Genomic DNA, 16,941 nt, shown 5'->3' with positions numbered 1-16,941 from the left:
CAGCATGTCGACCCTCACCACGGTCTCGCCCCTGACCGAGCGCTACGGCGCCCACCAGCCCGACGACGTCGCCCCGCTCACCGACGCGATCGCCGGCATCCTGCGGCACCGCACGGTCCGGGCCTACCTCACCGACCCGCTCGACGACACGGTCCTGCCGACCCTGGTCGCCGCCGCGCAGTCCGCGCCGACCTCGTCCAACATGCAGTTCTGGAGCGTCGTCGCGGTGACCGACCCGGCCCGCAAGGACCGGCTCGCGGCGCTCGCCGGAGGGCAGGCGCACGTCCGCCAGGCTCCGCTGCTGCTCGTGTGGGTCGCGGACCTGGCCCGCGCCCGGGCGATCGGGGCGGCCGACGGCACGCACCTGGCGGGTGCCGACTACCTCGACTCGACGGTCGTCGCGTTCGTCGACGCGGCGCTCGCCGCGCAGAACGCGGTCGTGGCCGCCGAGTCGCTGGGGCTCGGGACCGTCTACATCGGCGCGCTGCGCCACCACCCCGAGCAGGTCGCGGCCGAGCTGGGCCTGCCCGAGGGCACGGTCGCGGTCGTCGGCCTCGTCGTCGGGCATCCCGACCCTGCAGGCGGCGAACGGGTCAAGCCACGGCTTCCTCAGGCCGCGGTGCTGCACCACGAGACCTACGACCTGGCCGCCCAGGCGCCGTACGTCGACGCGTACGAGGACCTCATCGCGCCCTTCTACCGCGAGGAGGGGCTCGCGCAGAGCTGGCGCCGCCGCGTGGTCGACCGGCTCGCGGTCCCCGGACCCGAGCGCGGCCACGCGCACCTGCACTCGGCGCTCGCAGCGCGCGGGTTGCCCTCGCGCTGACCGGCGGACCGCCCGCCCGACCCCCCGCTCGACCAGGACACCCCCACGACCACCGAGGAACCCCGATGACCGTCTCCGACCAGCCGACCACCCCGCAGACCCCGCACCCGACTCGGGTCCCGCTGTCGATCCTCGACCTCGCGGTCGTGAGCGAGGGCTCGACCGGAGCCCAGGCCCTGCGCGACACCCTCGACACCGCGGTCCGCGCCGACGAGCTGGGCTACCGCCGCATCTGGTTCGCCGAGCACCACCTGTCCCCGGGCGTCGCCTCGGCGTCCCCCGCGGTCCTCGCGGCCCTCGTCGCCGAGCGCACGACGCGCATCCGCGTGGGGTCGGGCGCCGTGCTGCTGAGCACCACGAGCCCGCTCCTCGCGGCCGAGCAGTTCGGGACCATCGCGGCCCTGCACCCGGGTCGGGTCGACCTGGGACTGGGCCGGGCCTTCACCCCGCCCCCCGCGAAGAGCGAGGCGAGCACGGGAGCCGAGGCTCCGTCGTCGGGCACGCAGGCGAAAACGGCGGGCGAGCCCACCCCGTCCGCCCCCGCGCAGCCCGCCGGGACGCGCGTGGTCGACGGTCTCCTGATCCCCGCCGCACCCGGCGTCGCCTTCACCGACACCGCGCTGCGCCAGCGTCTGCTCGCGCAGAAGGAGGTCGTCGGTGCGAGCCGGACGCCCGCCGAGTTCCGCGACGAGCTCGAGCTGGTCCTGGGCCTGCGTGCGGGGACCTTCACCAACAGCGCGGGCACCGCGTACACGAGCCCGCCCGTCGAGGGCGCGGCGTTCGACCTGTTCGTGCTCGCGTCGAGCGGCGGCGTGAGCGCGCGCGTCGCGGGCGAGCTGGGCCTGCCGCTCGCCGCGAACTACCACGTGGGCCCGTCCGCGACGCTCGACACGATCGCGGCCTACCGTGCGGCGTTCCGGCCGGGCGTGCTCGACAGGCCGTACGTCGTGGTCTCGGCCGACGTCCTGGTCGCGGACACCGACGCCGAGGCCCGCCGGATCGCGGACCCCTTCACGGCCTGGGTCCTGTCGATCCGCCGCGGGGCCGACGGCGCGATCGCCTACCCCGCGCCCGGCACGACGCCCGCGTGGGACGACCTGTCCGACGCCGACCGTGCGGCCGTCCAGGACCGCGTCGACACGAGGTTCGTCGGGTCGCCCGACACGGTCGTCGAACGCCTCGAGACCCTCGCGCGCGTGACCGTGGCCGACGAGATCGTCGTGACGACCGTCGCGCACGACCCCGCCGACCGGGCCCGGTCGTTCGAGCTGCTCGCGGCCCGCTGGGGCCTGTCGGCGGCGGACGCGGCCGGGCCCGAGGTCGCGGCCGACCGCGAACCAGCCCTCGCGAGGTAGAGGGAACCCGTCGAGGTAGAGGGCTCCAGACCTCTACCTCGACGGGAGGCCTCTACCTCGGCAGCAGCACCACCTGCACCACCCGACCCAGGAGACGACATGTCCCAGCACCAGCCCCTGCTCACCCCGGCCACCGACGCGGGCGACCGCGTCGCCGCCGGAGCCTTCCTCGTCGACGTCCGCAGCGCGGGAGGCCGTGCGAGCGCGGGCGCCATCCCGGGTGCCACGGTCACGGACCGCGAGGACCTCGACGCGATCTTCGGCTCGGTCGCGGCGCCCGCGGTCTCGCTCGACACCCCGATCGTCGTGGTCTGCGGCTCCGAGCGCGGTTCGGGCCCCGTCGCCGAGGCCCTCGCTGCTCGCGGCTACACGAACGTCTCGCACGTCGAGGGCGGCTTCCCCGCCTGGCGCGACGCGGGCCTCCCGGCCGAGCCGGGCGCGGGTGCGCAGGACGCGGCGGGCGAGCCGGCGTCGTCGGGCCCGCACGAGCCCGTCCGGCAGCGCGCATGAGCGCGCCCACCACGTCGCGCGCGGGCGTCGGGAACCCGCCCGCCGGCCTGGCCGACCCCCGCGAGTCCTCGCGCCGGGCCCGGCGGGTGCGCGAGGTGGCCGACGGCGTCGCCCGCCTCGTCGAGTCGGCGCGCCGCGACGGTCACGGGGGCAGGGGGCCCGACGGCGCCGCTCGCCCGGACGGGAGCCGTCACGGAGGAGCAGGGTCGCCCGGGGACGGCGCCGGGGTGACCGTCCGGCTCGTGACGCCCGTCGAGCACGAGGCCGTCGCCGACCTGCTCGAAGCGGCGTACGGGTTCGAGTACACGATCTCGGAGTCGTACCGGGACGTGCTGCGAGACGTCGCGAGCCGCGCGGCCGAGCACGACGTGTGGGTCGCGGTCGACGACGAGACCGGAGCGCTGCTCGGGACCGTCGCGACCCCGCCGCCTGGTCGGCACATCTCACCCCTGGCGCTCGACGGCGAGCTGGACTTCCGCCTCCTCGGCGTCGCCCCCGCCGCTCGGGGACGGGGGATCGGGACGACGCTCACGCGGCACGTCCTCGACGTGGCTCGTGCCCAGGGGGCGCAGCGGGTCGTCATGAACTCGGGTCCGCAGATGACCCGGGCGCACCGGCTCTACGAGGCGCTCGGGTTCAGGCGGCTGCCCGAGCGCGAGACCCGCGTGATCGAGGGAGAGGGCGGCGGGCGGCTGCACGCGTACGGCCTGGACCTCCCGCCCGTCGAGGGCCCCGGCCCGCATCCACCCACCGTCCCGCCGAGGTAGTGCGTGCTGCGCGAGGTAGTGCTCGACGCGTTCTACCTCGCGCAGCAGGTTCTACCTCGGCCGACCGCCACTCGCACGAGCACCACCACCCGTACCCGCCGAAGACCCCACCCCACCTGAACCGGAGAAGACCATGCCCGTCGAGTTCCTCGGCATCGCCACCACGAGCGACGCCTCCGAGACCACGTCCCGCACGACCGCACCGTTCGACAAGCAGTACCTCGAGCGCATCGTGCGCGCCCACGAGGACAACGGCTGGACCCGTGTCCTGTTCGCCTACGGGTCGAGCGGACCCGAGCCGTCGGCGCTCGCGGCCTGGACCGCGGCCCGCCTCGACACGGTCGAGCTGCTGCTCGCGCACCGCCCCAACGTCTCCTACCCGACGTTCGCGGCCAAGTCCTTCGCGACCCTCGACCAGCTCTCCGAGGGTCGCCTGTCCGTCCACTTCATCACGGGCGGCAACGACCACGAGCAGCGGCGCGAGGGAGACACCCTGACCAAGGACGAGCGCTACGCCCGCACCCAGGAGTACATCCAGATCGTCAAGAAGGCCTGGTCGAGCGCCGAGCCGTTCGACCACCACGGGAGCTTCTACGACCTCGACGACTTCGTCCTCGACACCAAGCCCTTCGAGGGGCGCACGCCGACCATCTCGTTCGGCGGGTCCTCGGACGCGGCGTTCAAGGTCGGTGCGGCCGAGGCCGACATCTACGCGGTGTGGGGCGAGCCGCTCGACCGCACGGCCGAGCAGATCCAGCGCGTCCGCACCGAGGCCGCGGCTGCCGGGCGCTCCACGCCCCCGCGGATCCACGCCGCGTTCCGTCCGATCCTCGGCGCGACCGAGGAGCTGGCCTGGGAGAAGGCCCACCGCGTGCTCGACCGGATCGAGGAGCGCAAGGCCGCGGCGGGCGGCGTGCTGAGCCGTCGCCACCCGATCGACAAGCCCGAGAACGCGGGCTCGCAGCGCCTCCTGGAGATCGCGGCCCAGGGCGACCGGTTCGACACGGCCCTGTGGACCGCGACGGCCAAGGCCACCGGGGGCGCCGGCAACTCGAACGCTCTCGTCGGGACGCCCGAGACCGTCGCGCAGGCGCTGCTCGCCTACTACGACCTGGGCGTCCGCATCATCTCGGCGCGCGGCTACGACCTGCTCGACGACGCGACCGACTTCGGCCGCTACGTCATCCCGATCGTGCGCGAGGAGGTCGCCAAGCGGGACGCCGAGGCGGCGTCGGCACAGGCGGCCTGAGCCTCCTTCCCCGCGAGGTAGAGGGCTCGCGTCGAGGTAGAGGGCCCGAGCCCTCTACCTCGACGCCCGCCCTCTACCTCGACGCCCGCCGTCTATCGCGGCACACCCCACCCCACCCCCACCAAGGAGCATCCGTGCGTTTCCAGGTCCTCGACATCGTCTTCAACCCGCCCCACCCCGTCACGGGCGAGGCCGTTCCCGCGGCCGAACGACTCGAACGCGTCGTCGAGACCGCGGTCCTGGCCGAGGAGCTCGGCCTCGACGCGTTCGCGGTCGGCGAGCGGCACGCGGGGGACGTGCTGTCGTCGTCGCCCACCGTGATCCTCGGGGCGATCGCCGCGCGCACGTCGCGCATCCTGCTGAGCACGGGCGTGACGGTGCTGTCCCTGCTGGACCCCATCCGCGTCGCGGAGGACTACGCGACGATCGACCAGCTCAGCCGGGGCCGGTTCGAGATGGTCATCGGCAAGGGCAACGAGGCGCTCCAGTACCCGCTGCTGGGCCTCGACATCGACCGGCAGTACGAGTACCTCGAGGAGAACTACGAGCTGCTCCGCCTGCTCCTGAGCGGTGAGGAGGTCGACTGGGAGGGCCGCCACCGCCCCGACCTGCAGGGCGCCACGACCCTGCCCCGCCCGTACGACGGCGCGTTCCGGATCTGGCACGGGTCGGCGACCTCGCGCTTCGCGGTCGAGCTCGCCGCGAGGTGGGGCGACCCGATCGTGAGCGCCAACGCGTTCCAGCCCCGCGAGAACTACCAGGTGCTGATCGACCACTACCGCGAGCAGTACGCGGCCGCGGGCCACGACCCGGCGTACGGGTTCGTCGGCTCCGGCTCGGGCGGGCTGTTCCTCGCGGACACGACCGAGCAGGCGATCGAGGAGTTCCGCCCCATCTACGAGGGAGCCGTCGCGCGCGCAGACCTGCGCAAGCACGACCCGGCCGCGGTCGGCAAGGTTACGAGCTTCCGGACCATCGAGGAGGCGGTCGAGCGCGGGCCGGCCCTCGTGGGCTCGCCCGAGCGCGTCGCCGAGAAGATCCTCGACTACCACCAGAGCTACGGGCACGACCTGCAGTCGGTCTCGATCAACCACCTCCTGGAGCCGGCGCGGCAGGACGACGTGCTGCGCCGGTTCGCGGAGGAGGTCGTGCCGCTCGTCAGGGCCGAGGTCAAGACCGACCTGTGGGGCCCGGCCGACGCCCGCCGGGCCAAGGGGTTCACGGCGGGCTAGCACGGGGCGTCGCCAGGCGATGCCCTACGAGACGCAAGAGGTGCCCGCCCGGACCCCGGTCTCGGCGGGCGCCTCCCGTCTCCCGCGCAGGGCCACGTGGCCGTCCCCGACCCTGGCGGAGCGCTCCCACACGTCCTAGGCTGGAACTGTCCTGCGGGCACGTGCGCTGCGCGCAGGGGCACGGAAGAAGGCTCCGACGATGTGGCTTCTCGTGATCTCCGGCGTGGTGGGCGCGGCGACGGTCGCCGTCATCGCGTGGCTCACGGTGCGCCACGACCGACCCCCCGTGGACGTCCTCCCTCCCCTCCGGCCGCACCGGACCACCTGGCGCGAGCGGCGCCGTCGGGCACCTGATCCCCTCGTGGCGCTGGGCCTCCAGATCCGCCTGGGCCAGCTCGCGCACGAGCTGCGCGACGTCCAGGACGACCCGGGCGTCTACGCCCGGGCGCACCACTACCTCGCCGCGCAGGGCGCGTACGACGCGCTGCTGCGCGAGGCGTGCCGGCTCAGCGGTCTCGAGGTCGACGCGGACCCGCTCGCCGCGGGCCTGCGCAGCGACGAGGACGAGCGGCTGCGCGAGGAGCTCGAGCTCAGCGCGCGCGGCTGGACCTGGTAGCCGACCCACGACAAGGACGAGGGGCCCGACGGCGGTGCGCACCGCCGTCGGGCCCCTCGCCCTTGCCGTGGCCTCAGAGGGCCGAGTGGTCCCCGATCCGGTGGTAGGACCGGTCGTGGTAAACCAGCGGCGTCGCGTCGCTGCGCGTCCCCGACGCGAGCGCCCGCAGCGAGACCAGGTAGCTGTCGCCCACGGGCGTGCGCTGGATGATGCGCCCGCGCACCCAGGACAGCGCGCCGTCGATCACGGGCTCCCCGGAGTCGAGCGGTGACCACCCGCCGGCTGCGAAGCGGTCGATCCCGCTCGTCGCGAAGCGCGCCGACACGTCGTCCTGGTCGGCGCTGAGGAAGTTGACCGTGACCGTGCGGGCCGCGGAGATCGCGGGCCACGACGACGACGTCGACGCGAGCGAGAACGCGAGCAGCGGCGGCGCGGCCGAGACCGAGATGACCGACGTCGCGGTGAAGCCCACGGGCCGCCCCTCGTGGTGCAGCGCGACGACCGCGACGCCCGCGGGGTGCTGCCGGAACACGGCCTTGTAGGCGTCGGGGCTGAGCTGGGGCTCGTCCTGCTCGTGGAGCAGGGCCTCGAGCCCGGCGAGGCCCGCGACGTCGGAGCGGGTGGTGGGTTCGGCGGTCATCGGGTCACCTCGGCGAGCTCGGGGGCGGTCTGGTGGGTGGGGACGTCCTGCCCGACGGCGGCGCTCGCCGCCCGGAGCAACGGGCCTCCCGCACGGTCGAGCCAGGCGTCGACGGTGCTCGCGAGCTCGGCCTCGCCCAGCTGGGAGTCCAGCAGGGCGAGCGTGCGCGTGGGGACCGTCGCGCCGAGCTCGACGAGGAGCGGGCGCAGGTGCACCTCGCCGGCCAGGGCGTGCGCCGGGTTGCCCGACACCACGACCGGCACCGCGACGACCCCGGCCAGGCCGTCCGGACCGTAGAGGTCGAGGAACGCCTTGAGCAGCCCGGTGTACGAGCCCTTGTAGACGGGCGTCGCGACGACCAGGACGGTCGCGCCCGCGACGACCTCGCGCGCGGCGTCGGCGCGCGGGTGCACGGGGGTCAGGATCTCGGCCGCGATCTCGGCGAGGTCGATCGTCGCGGTGGTCGGGGAGATCGGGGAGCTCGCGGGGTCGGTCGAACCCGCCTCTGCCGGACGTGCCGCGAGGCCCAGGTGGTCGGCGACCCGGGCCGCGACGGCCTGTGCCGCGCCCAGGGTCCGTGACCCCGGGCGCGGGTTGCCGACCAGGGTGACCACGGCGGGCCGGGGCGGAAGGGGTGAGCCGTCGGCAGGGCCGGGTCGGTAGCCGAGGGCGCTGTCGGCTGGGTCGGTGGGCGGTGCCTGGTGCTGCGTCATGGTGTCCTCGCTGTCGTCGTGCTGCACGCTTGCCGCGCCGGTGCCGGCGCGACCAGGTCATCTCCCGGAGCACCCCGTCGTGGGAGGGGTTGCTGACCAGCGAGCCGGGGCTTGGCGCTGGTGCTCGTGACCGTTGGGTAGGGGTATAGCCCGGTCGGCGCGAATCTGTACCGATCCGGTCGAGATTTCTCACGGCGTGGACGGTTGTTTCGCGACGGGGCCAGGGTGGGGTGCGGTCGGGGGCCGGGCGGGATGCCGTCGCACACCGGCCGTGGCCCGGTCCCTGCCGGGGTGAGCCGGGTCCGGGGCGCGCCACGGGAAGTGGCCCCGGGCAACGGCGATGTCCCAGGTCGTGAGCCTGCTGTCTTTCAGAGTGGGACGGGAGTACGGCGGTGTTTACACGTACGTAACCTGGTGCAGTTAAGAACCAGCCCTGCCGAGGAGCACTTCATGGATAGTCGTCTGCACTCCGTCTACGACGAGGTCCTCGCCCGCAACCCTGGTGAGGCCGAGTTCCACCAGGCGGTGCGCGAGGTCTTCGACTCGCTCGGCCCGGTGCTCCAGAAGAACCCCCAGTACGTCGACGCCGCCGTGCTCGAGCGCATCTGCGAGCCCGAGCGCCAGATCATCTTCCGCGTGCCGTGGGTCGACGACAAGAACCGCGTGCAGATCAACCGCGGGTTCCGCGTCGAGTTCAACTCGGCTCTCGGCCCGTACAAGGGTGGTCTGCGGTTCCACCCGTCGGTCTACCTGGGCATCGTCAAGTTCCTCGGGTTCGAGCAGATCTTCAAGAACTCGCTCACCGGCATGCCCATCGGCGGCGGCAAGGGCGGGTCGGACTTCGACCCGCGCGGCAGGTCCGACGGCGAGGTCATGCGCTTCTGCCAGTCGTTCATGACCGAGCTCTACCGCCACATCGGTGAGTACACCGACGTCCCGGCCGGCGACATCGGCGTGGGTGGCCGCGAGATCGGCTACCTGTTCGGCCAGTACAAGCGCATCACGAACCGCTACGAGTCCGGCGTCCTCACGGGCAAGGGCATCAGCTGGGGCGGGTCGCTCGTGCGGACCGAGGCCACGGGCTACGGCACGGTCTTCTTCGCCGACCACATGCTGCGCACCAAGGGTCAGAGCTTCGACGGCCAGCGCGTCGTCGTCTCGGGCTCCGGGAACGTCGCGACCTACGCGATCCAGAAGGCCCAGCAGCTCGGCGCGAACGTCGTGTCGTTCTCCGACTCGTCGGGTTACGTGGTCGACGAGGCAGGCGTGGACGTCGAGCTCCTCCGCCAGATCAAGGAGGTCGAGCGCGGACGCGTGGCCGACTACGTCGAGCGTCGCCCCGGTGCGCGCCTCGTCACGGGCGGCAGCATCTGGGACGTCCCCGCGACCGTCGCCCTGCCCTGCGCCACGCAGAACGAGCTGACCGAGCAGGACGCCAAGCAGCTCGTCGCCAACGGTGTCCTCGCGGTCGCGGAGGGCGCCAACATGCCCACCACGCCGGGGGCCGTGGCCCTGCTCCAGGAGGCCGGGGTGCTCTTCGCGCCCGGCAAGGCCGCGAACGCGGGTGGCGTCGCGACCTCGGCCCTCGAGATGCAGCAGAACGCTTCGCGCGACGCGTGGACGTTCGAGTACACCGAGGAGCGCCTCGCGCACATCATGGAGGGCATCCACTCGCGCTGCGAGGAGACGGCCGACGAGTACGGCGAGCCGGGCAACTACGTGCTCGGTGCGAACATCGCAGGCTTCACCAAGGTGGCCGACGCGATGATCGCCCAGGGCGTCATCTGACGGTCGTCCTGACGGGCCGCTGAGCGGCCCGGGCACTGCCCCGCACGACCAGGAGCGGTGCGTCCCCGTGTGCCTCGAGCACGCGCGGGGCGCGCCGCTCTCGTCGTCCCCGGCGGGGCGTGAGGTGGGCTCGCGGGCCGCGCTCGCGGGCGGGCGACTCGACGACGTCACGTACGGGACGCCGTCGGGCCGCGGTCCTGCGCGGGTCTACGCTGGCCGCTGACCCGCCGGTGCGCCGTCGCGCGCCGGCCCCCGAGGCAAGGAGCACCAGCACATGGCACGCGAGGTCGCGCTCGAGATCGCCGTCCAGGACACCGACGGCGTACGGATCGCCACCGAGGTCGGCGCCAGCCGGGTCGAGCTGTGCTCGGCGCTGGGGGCGACGGGTGGGCTGACGCCGAGCGTCGGGCTGCTCGAGGCGGCCGTCGCGGTGGCCGCAGAGGCCGCGGGCGGGGGAGTGCCGGTCGAGGTCCACCCGCTGGTCCGGCCGCGCCCGGGAGGGTTCGTCTTCAGCACGGCCGAGCTCGACGTGCAGGTGCGCGACGTCCGCGCGGCCGTCGCAGCAGGCGCCGCCGGCGTCGTGATCGGGGCGCTCACGTCCGACGGGCTCGTCGACGAGGCCGCGGTCCGCGCCCTGGTCGCGGCCGCCGACGGGCGCGAGGTGACCTTCCACCGGGCGATCGACGTCGTCGAGGACGTCACCGCGGCCCTCGACCTCCTCGCGGGACTGGGGGTCACGCGCGTGCTCACGTCGGGTGGTGCGGCTCGCAGCATCGACGGGGTCGACCGGCTGGGTGCCATGGCTCGGCACTCCGCAGGGCGCGTGCAGATCCAGGCGGGTGGGGGAGTGCGGGCCCAGGACATGGGGGACCTCGTGGCGGCGGGCGTGGACGCGGTCCACCTCTCGGCCAAGGGCATCCGGCCCGACGACGGCGGCCCCGGCGGCGGGGGCGGGTCCGGCTACGAGGTCACCGACCTGGGAGCGGCACGTGAGGCCCGCGCTGCGCTCGACGTGGCGCTGGGCTCCTGAACAGGGGGCGTCGGATCCTGACGCCCTGAGATCCGCGCTGCCTCGTACCTGACCGACCGGTCGGGTGCGGGGCAGTGTGGCCCTGCGGTGTGCGCCGGGCAGGGCGTCCGTCACCCTCGATGGGAGGCTCTTGACCGTCGCGGCGGGCGCGTCCGGGGTCCTGGTCGCGTCCCCCGGCCCACCGAGCGCGGTCGGCGACGCGCGAGATCCCCGGATTCCTGCGGATCCTGCCGCGTTCGACCCTTCACGTGTTTCATTTAGGTAACTTTCCTGTTGTATTGCTCCGTGGGGCCCGATTGATTCGTTAGTGTTCCTGCACATACCCGCCGAGCGGGGCTGATCGACGTGATGAGGCGTCGACGACTCGAAAGGACCGATGATGATCCGAAGCAAGGGGCGCAAGCGCCTTCTCACCGCGGTGGCGCTCGCCTCCGGCCTCACGCTGCTCGCCACGGGCTGCGGCTCGTCGGGTGACGACGGCGACCAGGGCACAGCGAGCAAGGGCGACGGTGTGCTCACGGTGTGGGCAGGCAGCCAGACGCCGATCGTTGCGAACTTCAACCCGTACGCACCGACCGTCCTCCACGCTGCGCTCGGTGGCGTGTACGAGACCCTCTTCTACTACAACAAGGCCAGCGCAGAGGCTCCTACCCCGATGCTCGGGGAGTCCTTCGAGTTCAACGAGGACGGCACCGAGCTGACGGTGAAGATCCGCGAGGGCGTCACGTGGAACGACGGCAAGCCGTTCACTGCCGAGGACGTCGTCTGGTCCTTCTCGAACGAGACCTCCAAGCCGGAGTACCTCGCGTCCGCCGAGGTCGTCGACCCCACGACCGTCAAGCTCACCTTCACGGGCCCGCAGTTCACCAACGAGTTCGCCCTCCTCGGCGCTTCCTGGATGGTTCCCCAGCACGTCTGGAAGGACGTCCCCGACCCCGTGACGTTCGCCAACGAGGCGCCGGTGGGCACCGGTCCCTACACGGTCGCGAGCACGTCCGACGCGTCCTACACGATGGCCGCCAACGCCGACTACTGGGGCGGGGCACCGGCCGTCGAGAAGGTCCAGTACCTCGGGATCGACGCGAACACCTCGGCCGAGAGCCTCCTGAAGACCGGCAAGGTCGACTGGGCCGGCATGTTCGTGGCAGACCCCGACGGGCTGACCGCCGACGGCCGTCTCGGCTACATCAACACGCCGCAGGACCCGACGGTCCTGTACACCTGCGCCAACGTCGAGGCAGGGTGCGCCGGCGCACAGACAGACGTCGCGGTCCGCCAGGCGCTCAACGTCGCGATCGACCGCGGCGTCATCAACGAGAAGGCCTTCGTCGGCCTCGCCGGCGAGATCTCCCCGACGTTCGCCCTGCTCGGTCGCGACGACAAGTGGATCTCCCCTGACGTCGAGAAGGTCAGCCCGCAGGAGGCGAACGCTGCCGAGGCCGGCAAGATCCTCGAGGCCGCCGGCTACACCAAGGGCGGAGACGGCATCTACGAGAAGGACGGCAAGAAGGTCGAGCTGACCCTCACGTCCGTCGAGGGCTGGAGCGACTACAACGCCGCTGCCGAGCTCATCGCCGCGCAGGCCAAGGCCGCGGGCATCGGGGTCACGGCCAGCACCGTCACGTGGGACGAGTTCTCGGACTCGCGCCAGACCGGCAGCTTCGAGCTGATCATGGGAGGCGTCGTCGGCACCTCGGTCGCCGACCCGTTCCAGATCTACCGCGACTGGTTCAGCGGCGAGTACACGCAGCCCGTCGGGACTCAGCTCGAGTCCGGCGAGTGGAACTTCTCCCGGTACTCGAACCCCACGGTCGACGCAGCCGTCAACGCCGCAGCCGCGACGAACGACGAGGCGGCGAAGAAGGACGCCTACGCCACGATCCAGACCGAGATCACGCGTGACCTCCCGTACATCCCGCTGGTCATCAACGCGACGCAGACCTTCTTCGACCAGAAGGACTTCACCGGGTGGCCCACGGAGGACAACCTTTACGCCTTCCCGCCGTCGTGGGGTTCGGTGTCTGCCGGCGTGGTGCTGAGCACCATCAAGCCCGCCGAGTGATGTCGGGCCGAGGAGGAGCTTCGATGATGATGGGACGTACAGAACGGTGAAGTACTACGCTCGGCGGCTCACGTTCTACGTGATCACCCTGTGGGCCGCCATATCCCTCAACTTCTTCATCCCTCGGCTGATGCCGGGGAACGCGGAGGACATCTTCCGGGCAAAGATGGCCCGCAAGGGAGAGCTCACCCCCGCGATGGAGAAGAGCATCCAGCTCCTCTTCGGCTCCGACGACCAGTCGTCCTTGTGGGACCAGTACCTGCGGTACTGGAACAACCTCCTGCACGGCGACCTCGGTACCTCCATCACCAAGTTCCCCGCCCCGGTGTCCGAGCTGATCGGTCAGGCTCTGCCCTGGACCATCGTGCTCGTCGGCCTGGCGACCGTCCTGTCCTTCGTCATCGGGATCTCCCTGGGCGCGTGGGTCGGCTGGCGGCGGGGAACCTGGGTGGACGGGGTCATCCCGGCATCCACCCTCCTGCAGTCCGTGCCGTACTTCTGGCTCGCACTGATCCTCATCGCGGTGTTCTCCGTGAACCTGGCCTGGTTCCCGATCATCGGCGGCTACGACACGTTCATGTTCCCGGACGGCCCTGTGCCCACCTGGGAGTTCTTCTCGAGCGCCGTCTACCACGGGTTCCTGCCCGCGCTGACGATCGTCCTGTCCTCGGTGGGCGGCTGGCTCCTCGGGATGCGCAACATGATGGTCTCGACCCTGTCCGAGGACTACATCACCACGGCCGAGGCCAAGGGGCTGCGACCCTTCCGGATCCTCACGACCTACGCCACGCGCAACGCGGCCCTGCCGTCGCTCGCCGGGTTCAGCGTCTCGCTCGGCTTCGTGGTCGCCGGGTCGATCGTCATGGAGCAGGTCTTCACCTACCCCGGTGTCGGGAAGCTGATGATCAACGCGGTCCAGGACAAGGACTTCGCGCTCATGCAGGGGGTGTTCCTCGTCATCACCGTCACGGTGCTCGCGGCGAACTTCCTCATGGACCTTCTGTACGGCTTCATCGACCCGAGGGCTCGACACAATGGCTGACGACGACATCCGCACGCAGGAGTTCGTGACTCCCGCCACCAGCTCGTCCCCGGTCGCCGAGACGGTGGCCGACGGGATCGCTCCGAGGGACCGTACCGAGGGGCTCGTGCCCGACGTCCCGACCCCGAGGGACGTCTCGACGGCAGGACTGACGGCCGACGCACCGGTCGTCGCCCCGCCCCGGCGCGGGTTCCGCGAGATGCTGCCTCGCAGGTCGGGCAAGCTGATCGTCGGTCTGGTGCTCACGATCGGTATCGGCCTGTTCGCGATCATCGCGCCGTTCGTCACGCAGGATCCCTGGAACTACGACAACCCGGTGTTCGAGCCGCCGAGCGCGGCACACCTCCTGGGCACCAACAACCTCGGTGCGGACCTCTTCGCGCAGCTCGCAGAAGGCGCGGCCGGGTCGTTGACCGTAGGCCTCGTCGCGGGGGCCATCGCCGTCGTCCTGTCGCTGTTCTTCGGGATCGTCGCCGGCTACGTCGGCGGCTGGACGGACGAGGGCCTCTCGCTCGTCACCAACGTCATGCTCGTCATCCCGGGGCTCCCGCTGGTCATCGTGATCGCGAGCTACATGGAGAGCCGCAGCATGTGGATCATCGCGGTCGTCCTCGGCCTGACGAGCTGGGCGGGCTCGGCGATCGTGCTTCGTTCGCAGGCCAAGTCGCTGCGGAGCCGCGACTACGTGGCGGCGTCCCGCGTCGCGGGCGAGAAGCCGATGCGCATCATCACGGTCGAGATCCTGCCGAACCTCCTGCCGCTGCTCGCCGCACAGTTCCTCTTCGCCGTCGTGCTCGCGATCCTCGCCGAGGCCGGCCTGTCCTATCTCGGGCTCGGCCCGTCAGGGGCGATCACCTGGGGAACCATGCTCAACCAGGCCAGCCAGCACAACGCCTTCACGATCGGCGCGTGGTGGTGGTTCGTGCCGCCGGGCCTCATGATCGCGTTGTTCGGCTGTGGTCTCTCGCTCATCAACTTCAGCATCGACGAGATCATCAACCCGAAGCTGCGCACGGCGCCGGCGGCGGTCAAGAGCGTCCGCAAGGCGCGCAAGGCCCAGGTACGGGACGAGGACACGCGCCCGGACCCCGAGGCCGACGCCCCCGTCGACGGCGACGACACCGGCGGCAACGCCAAGGAGAAGGAGAGGGTGAACGCATGACGGCGCTCACGACCGGGCCGCTGACGACGCCCGACCACGCGGAGTCGATCGCCGGCCTCGCGCCGGTCCTCACAGCGCGCAACGTCTCGATCGAGTACGAGGTCACGCCCCCGGTCAAGGCTGTCAAGGACGTGTCCCTGACCCTGCACCGTGGCGAGATCCTCGGCCTCGCCGGAGAGTCGGGATGCGGCAAGACGACCCTGGCCTACGGGATCAACCAGCTCCTGAAGCCACCCGCCCTGCGTACCGCAGGAGAGATCGTCTTCCACGACCAGGACGGGACGGACATCGACGTCGCCGCGCTCGAGGGGGACGCGCTGCGGGCGTTCCGGTGGGACAAGATCTCGATGGTCTTCCAGGGAGCCATGAACTCCTTGAACCCGGTCATCAGCGTGCGGTCCCAGCTGTTCGACGTCTTCACCACGCACCGTCCCGGCATGTCGAACGCCGAGAAGCTCGAGCGCAGCCGGGAGCTGCTGCAGCTCGTCGGTGTGGACCCGAACCGTCTCGACAGCTTCGCCCACGAGCTCTCGGGCGGCATGCGCCAGCGCGTCATGATCGCCATGGCGCTCGCGCTCAACCCGCAGGTCATGATCATGGACGAGCCGACGACCGCTCTCGACGTCGTCGTGCAGCGGGGGATCCTCCGAGAGATCATGCGCCTGCGCGAGCAGTTCAACTTCGCGGTCGTCTTCATCACGCACGACCTGCCGCTGCTGCTCGAGATCAGCGACCGGATCGCGGTGATGCGGCACGGCGAGATCGTCGAGCTCAACACCTCGGCGAACATCTTCGCGAAGCCGCAGCACGAGTACACGCGCAAGCTTCTCGCCTCCTTCCCCAGTCTCACCGGGGACCGTGGCTCGTTCGTGCGCAGCGGTGAGAGCACGGAAGGGAACGCACTGTGAGCACGCTCGAGGTCAAGAACCTCATCAAGGACTTCCGCGTGCGCGGCAGCGGGGCGGGCAAGAAGTTCCGTGCCGTGGACGACGTCTCGTTCACGCTCGAGCCCGGCCGGACCATCGCCCTGGTCGGAGAGTCCGGCTCGGGCAAGTCGACCGTCGCCCGGATGATCTCCAAGCTCGAGACGCCGACGTCGGGCGAGATCCTCATCGACGGCAGGAAGAGCGCGACCCGCGGGCGCGCGCTGGCGGAGTACCGCCGCAACGTGCAGATGGTCTTCCAGGACCCGTTCGCCTCGCTGAACCCGTTCCACACGATCGCGCACCACATCGAGCGTCCCCTCCGGCTGCACGGCAAGGCGAAGGGGCGCACGGAGATCGACGCACAGGTCCACCAGCTCCTCGAGCGGGTGAACCTCACGCCCGCACCGATCGTGGCGGCGAGACGGCCGCACGAGCTCTCCGGTGGGCAGCGACAGCGTGTCGCGATCGCCCGTGCGCTCGCCCCGGGAGCCCGCTTCCTGGTGGCGGACGAGCCGGTCTCGATGCTGGACGTCTCGATCCGGTTGTCCGTGCTGAACCTTCTGGCCCGGCTGCAGCGCGAGGAGAGCCTGGGCGTCCTGTACATCACGCACGACCTCGCGACCGCTCGTCACTTCAGCGACGAGATCATCGTGATGTTCCGCGGGAAGATCGTGGAACGTGGGCCGTCGGACGAGGTCATCCTCAACCCGCAGCACGACTACACGAAGCTCCTCCTGGGGGCGGCGCCCAACCCGGAGAACCACGGGCGGCTTCGCGAGGAGGTGCGCAGAGAGCTCGCGTCGGCATCGGCAACCTCGGGGGATGCCGGTGCGGTGCGCGACCGCTTCGGCGAACGGCCCCGGGCAGATGCCCGGGGCCGTTCCTCGTCGCCAGTGCGGCGGCCTCGCCGGCACGCGGCCCCACCGGCGGCTCACCCGGCTCTGCTGGTCGGCGATCCCGTCGCGTCACCGTCGCGTCACCGTCGCGCCACCGTCCGACGCCGGAGCGACGGCCTAGAGTCGG

15 protein-coding genes, 1 pseudogene and 1 riboswitch are annotated in these 16,941 nt (G+C 71.7%); of the genes and pseudogenes, 14 read left to right on the top strand and 2 right to left on the bottom strand.

The genetic code is table 11. The features are described 5' to 3' along the window. Positions 1–4 precede the first annotated feature (4 nt). The 7 genes from ASE27_RS15500 to ASE27_RS15470 all read left to right on the top strand — a co-directional run bounded on the left by ASE27_RS15500 (position 5) and on the right by ASE27_RS15470 (position 6,555). Complete coding sequence (locus ASE27_RS15500) at positions 5–826, top strand: NADPH-dependent oxidoreductase (protein ID WP_056652453.1); 822 nt, start codon at positions 5–7, stop codon at positions 824–826. Positions 827–891: 65 nt separating this feature from the next. After that, positions 892–2,181, top strand: coding sequence for an LLM class flavin-dependent oxidoreductase (locus ASE27_RS15495; protein WP_056652448.1), 1,290 nt, complete (start codon positions 892–894; stop codon positions 2,179–2,181). Positions 2,182–2,280: 99 nt separating this feature from the next. After that, a complete protein-coding gene (locus tag ASE27_RS15490) occupies positions 2,281–2,691 on the top strand; it encodes a rhodanese-like domain-containing protein (RefSeq protein ID WP_056652445.1) in 411 nt (136 codons plus the stop codon). Continuing rightward, a complete protein-coding gene (locus ASE27_RS15485) occupies positions 2,688–3,458 on the top strand; it encodes a GNAT family N-acetyltransferase (protein ID WP_200955963.1) in 771 nt (256 codons plus the stop codon). The genes ASE27_RS15490 and ASE27_RS15485 overlap by 4 nt, the downstream gene beginning before the upstream one ends. Before the next feature lie 133 nt (positions 3,459–3,591). Further along, positions 3,592–4,707: an LLM class flavin-dependent oxidoreductase gene (locus tag ASE27_RS15480; protein ID WP_056652442.1), complete on the top strand. Its 1,116-nt coding sequence runs from the start codon at positions 3,592–3,594 to the stop codon at positions 4,705–4,707. Between the two features lie 134 nt (positions 4,708–4,841). After that, the gene (locus ASE27_RS15475) at positions 4,842–5,939 is read left to right on the top strand and encodes an LLM class flavin-dependent oxidoreductase (protein ID WP_056652438.1); all 1,098 of its coding nucleotides are present in this window, start codon (positions 4,842–4,844) and stop codon (positions 5,937–5,939) included. Between the two features lie 199 nt (positions 5,940–6,138). After that, a complete protein-coding gene (locus tag ASE27_RS15470) occupies positions 6,139–6,555 on the top strand; it encodes a hypothetical protein (protein ID WP_235535456.1) in 417 nt (138 codons plus the stop codon). 73 nt (positions 6,556–6,628) lie between these two features. On the opposite strand, the gene ASE27_RS15465 is transcribed toward ASE27_RS15470, so the two are convergent. Then, a complete protein-coding gene (locus ASE27_RS15465) occupies positions 6,629–7,195 on the bottom strand; it encodes a flavin reductase family protein (RefSeq protein WP_056652434.1) in 567 nt (188 codons plus the stop codon). Then, entirely contained in the window at positions 7,192–7,908 is a 717-nt protein-coding gene (locus tag ASE27_RS15460) for an NADPH-dependent FMN reductase (protein ID WP_082609082.1), read from the bottom strand. Before ASE27_RS15460 ends, ASE27_RS15465 begins: the two co-directional genes overlap by 4 nt. A gap of 20 nt (positions 7,909–7,928) precedes the next feature. Continuing rightward, positions 7,929–8,040, bottom strand: a riboswitch (SAM riboswitch). Between the two features lie 318 nt (positions 8,041–8,358). Here ASE27_RS15460 and gdhA point away from each other — a divergent pair. From gdhA to ASE27_RS19915, 7 genes and pseudogenes are all read left to right on the top strand, one after another. Further along, positions 8,359–9,696, top strand: a complete 1,338-nt coding sequence (gene gdhA, locus ASE27_RS15455) for an NADP-specific glutamate dehydrogenase (protein ID WP_056652431.1) — start codon at positions 8,359–8,361, stop codon at positions 9,694–9,696. A gap of 274 nt (positions 9,697–9,970) precedes the next feature. Next, complete coding sequence (locus tag ASE27_RS15450; RefSeq protein ID WP_056652428.1) at positions 9,971–10,726, top strand: copper homeostasis protein CutC; 756 nt, start codon at positions 9,971–9,973, stop codon at positions 10,724–10,726. 379 nt (positions 10,727–11,105) lie between these two features. Continuing rightward, entirely contained in the window at positions 11,106–12,788 is a 1,683-nt protein-coding gene (locus tag ASE27_RS15445) for an ABC transporter substrate-binding protein (protein ID WP_056653424.1), read from the top strand. Between the two features lie 46 nt (positions 12,789–12,834). Beyond that, positions 12,835–13,830 carry an ABC transporter permease gene (locus tag ASE27_RS15440; protein ID WP_056652425.1) on the top strand — a complete coding sequence of 332 codons (996 nt, stop codon included), beginning with the start codon at positions 12,835–12,837 and terminating at the stop codon, positions 13,828–13,830. Further along, positions 13,823–14,992: an ABC transporter permease gene (locus ASE27_RS15435; protein ID WP_157257661.1), complete on the top strand. Its 1,170-nt coding sequence runs from the start codon at positions 13,823–13,825 to the stop codon at positions 14,990–14,992. Before ASE27_RS15440 ends, ASE27_RS15435 begins: the two co-directional genes overlap by 8 nt. Then, positions 14,989–15,900: an ABC transporter ATP-binding protein gene (locus tag ASE27_RS15430; RefSeq protein WP_082608994.1), complete on the top strand. Its 912-nt coding sequence runs from the start codon at positions 14,989–14,991 to the stop codon at positions 15,898–15,900. Before ASE27_RS15435 ends, ASE27_RS15430 begins: the two co-directional genes overlap by 4 nt. After that, positions 15,897–16,718: pseudogene (locus ASE27_RS19915) on the top strand (ABC transporter ATP-binding protein); the annotation flags it as partial. The gene ASE27_RS15430 and the pseudogene ASE27_RS19915, both read left to right, overlap by 4 nt. Between the last annotated feature and the right edge of the window lie 223 nt (positions 16,719–16,941).

It is taken from the genome of Oerskovia sp. Root918, assembly GCF_001428945.1.
Taxonomy (GTDB): Bacteria; Actinomycetota; Actinomycetes; order Actinomycetales; family Cellulomonadaceae; genus Oerskovia; species Oerskovia enterophila.
The sequence above is the reverse complement of the archived record's forward strand: the minus strand, read 5'-3'. Positions and strand labels throughout refer to the sequence as shown.

Bases quoted from the DNA above. Each gene is read 5' to 3' on its own strand.
- ASE27_RS15480 (WP_056652442.1), top strand. From the start codon at position 3,592: ATGCCCGTCGAGTTCCTCGGCATCGCCACCACGAGCGACGCCTCCGAG.
- ASE27_RS15490 (WP_056652445.1), top strand. From the start codon at position 2,281: ATGTCCCAGCACCAGCCCCTGCTCACCCCGGCCACCGACGCGGGCGAC.
- ASE27_RS15465 (WP_056652434.1), bottom strand. From the start codon at position 7,195: ATGACCGCCGAACCCACCACCCGCTCCGACGTCGCGGGCCTCGCCGGG.
- ASE27_RS15500 (WP_056652453.1), top strand. From the start codon at position 5: ATGTCGACCCTCACCACGGTCTCGCCCCTGACCGAGCGCTACGGCGCC.
- gdhA (WP_056652431.1), top strand. From the start codon at position 8,359: ATGGATAGTCGTCTGCACTCCGTCTACGACGAGGTCCTCGCCCGCAAC.
- ASE27_RS15445 (WP_056653424.1), top strand. From the start codon at position 11,106: ATGATCCGAAGCAAGGGGCGCAAGCGCCTTCTCACCGCGGTGGCGCTC.
- ASE27_RS15435 (WP_157257661.1), top strand. From the start codon at position 13,823: ATGGCTGACGACGACATCCGCACGCAGGAGTTCGTGACTCCCGCCACC.
- ASE27_RS15495 (WP_056652448.1), top strand. From the start codon at position 892: ATGACCGTCTCCGACCAGCCGACCACCCCGCAGACCCCGCACCCGACT.
- ASE27_RS15450 (WP_056652428.1), top strand. From the start codon at position 9,971: ATGGCACGCGAGGTCGCGCTCGAGATCGCCGTCCAGGACACCGACGGC.
- ASE27_RS15430 (WP_082608994.1), top strand. From the start codon at position 14,989: ATGACGGCGCTCACGACCGGGCCGCTGACGACGCCCGACCACGCGGAG.
- ASE27_RS15470 (WP_235535456.1), top strand. From the start codon at position 6,139: ATGTGGCTTCTCGTGATCTCCGGCGTGGTGGGCGCGGCGACGGTCGCC.
- ASE27_RS15485 (WP_200955963.1), top strand. From the start codon at position 2,688: ATGAGCGCGCCCACCACGTCGCGCGCGGGCGTCGGGAACCCGCCCGCC.
- ASE27_RS15460 (WP_082609082.1), bottom strand. From the start codon at position 7,908: ATGACGCAGCACCAGGCACCGCCCACCGACCCAGCCGACAGCGCCCTC.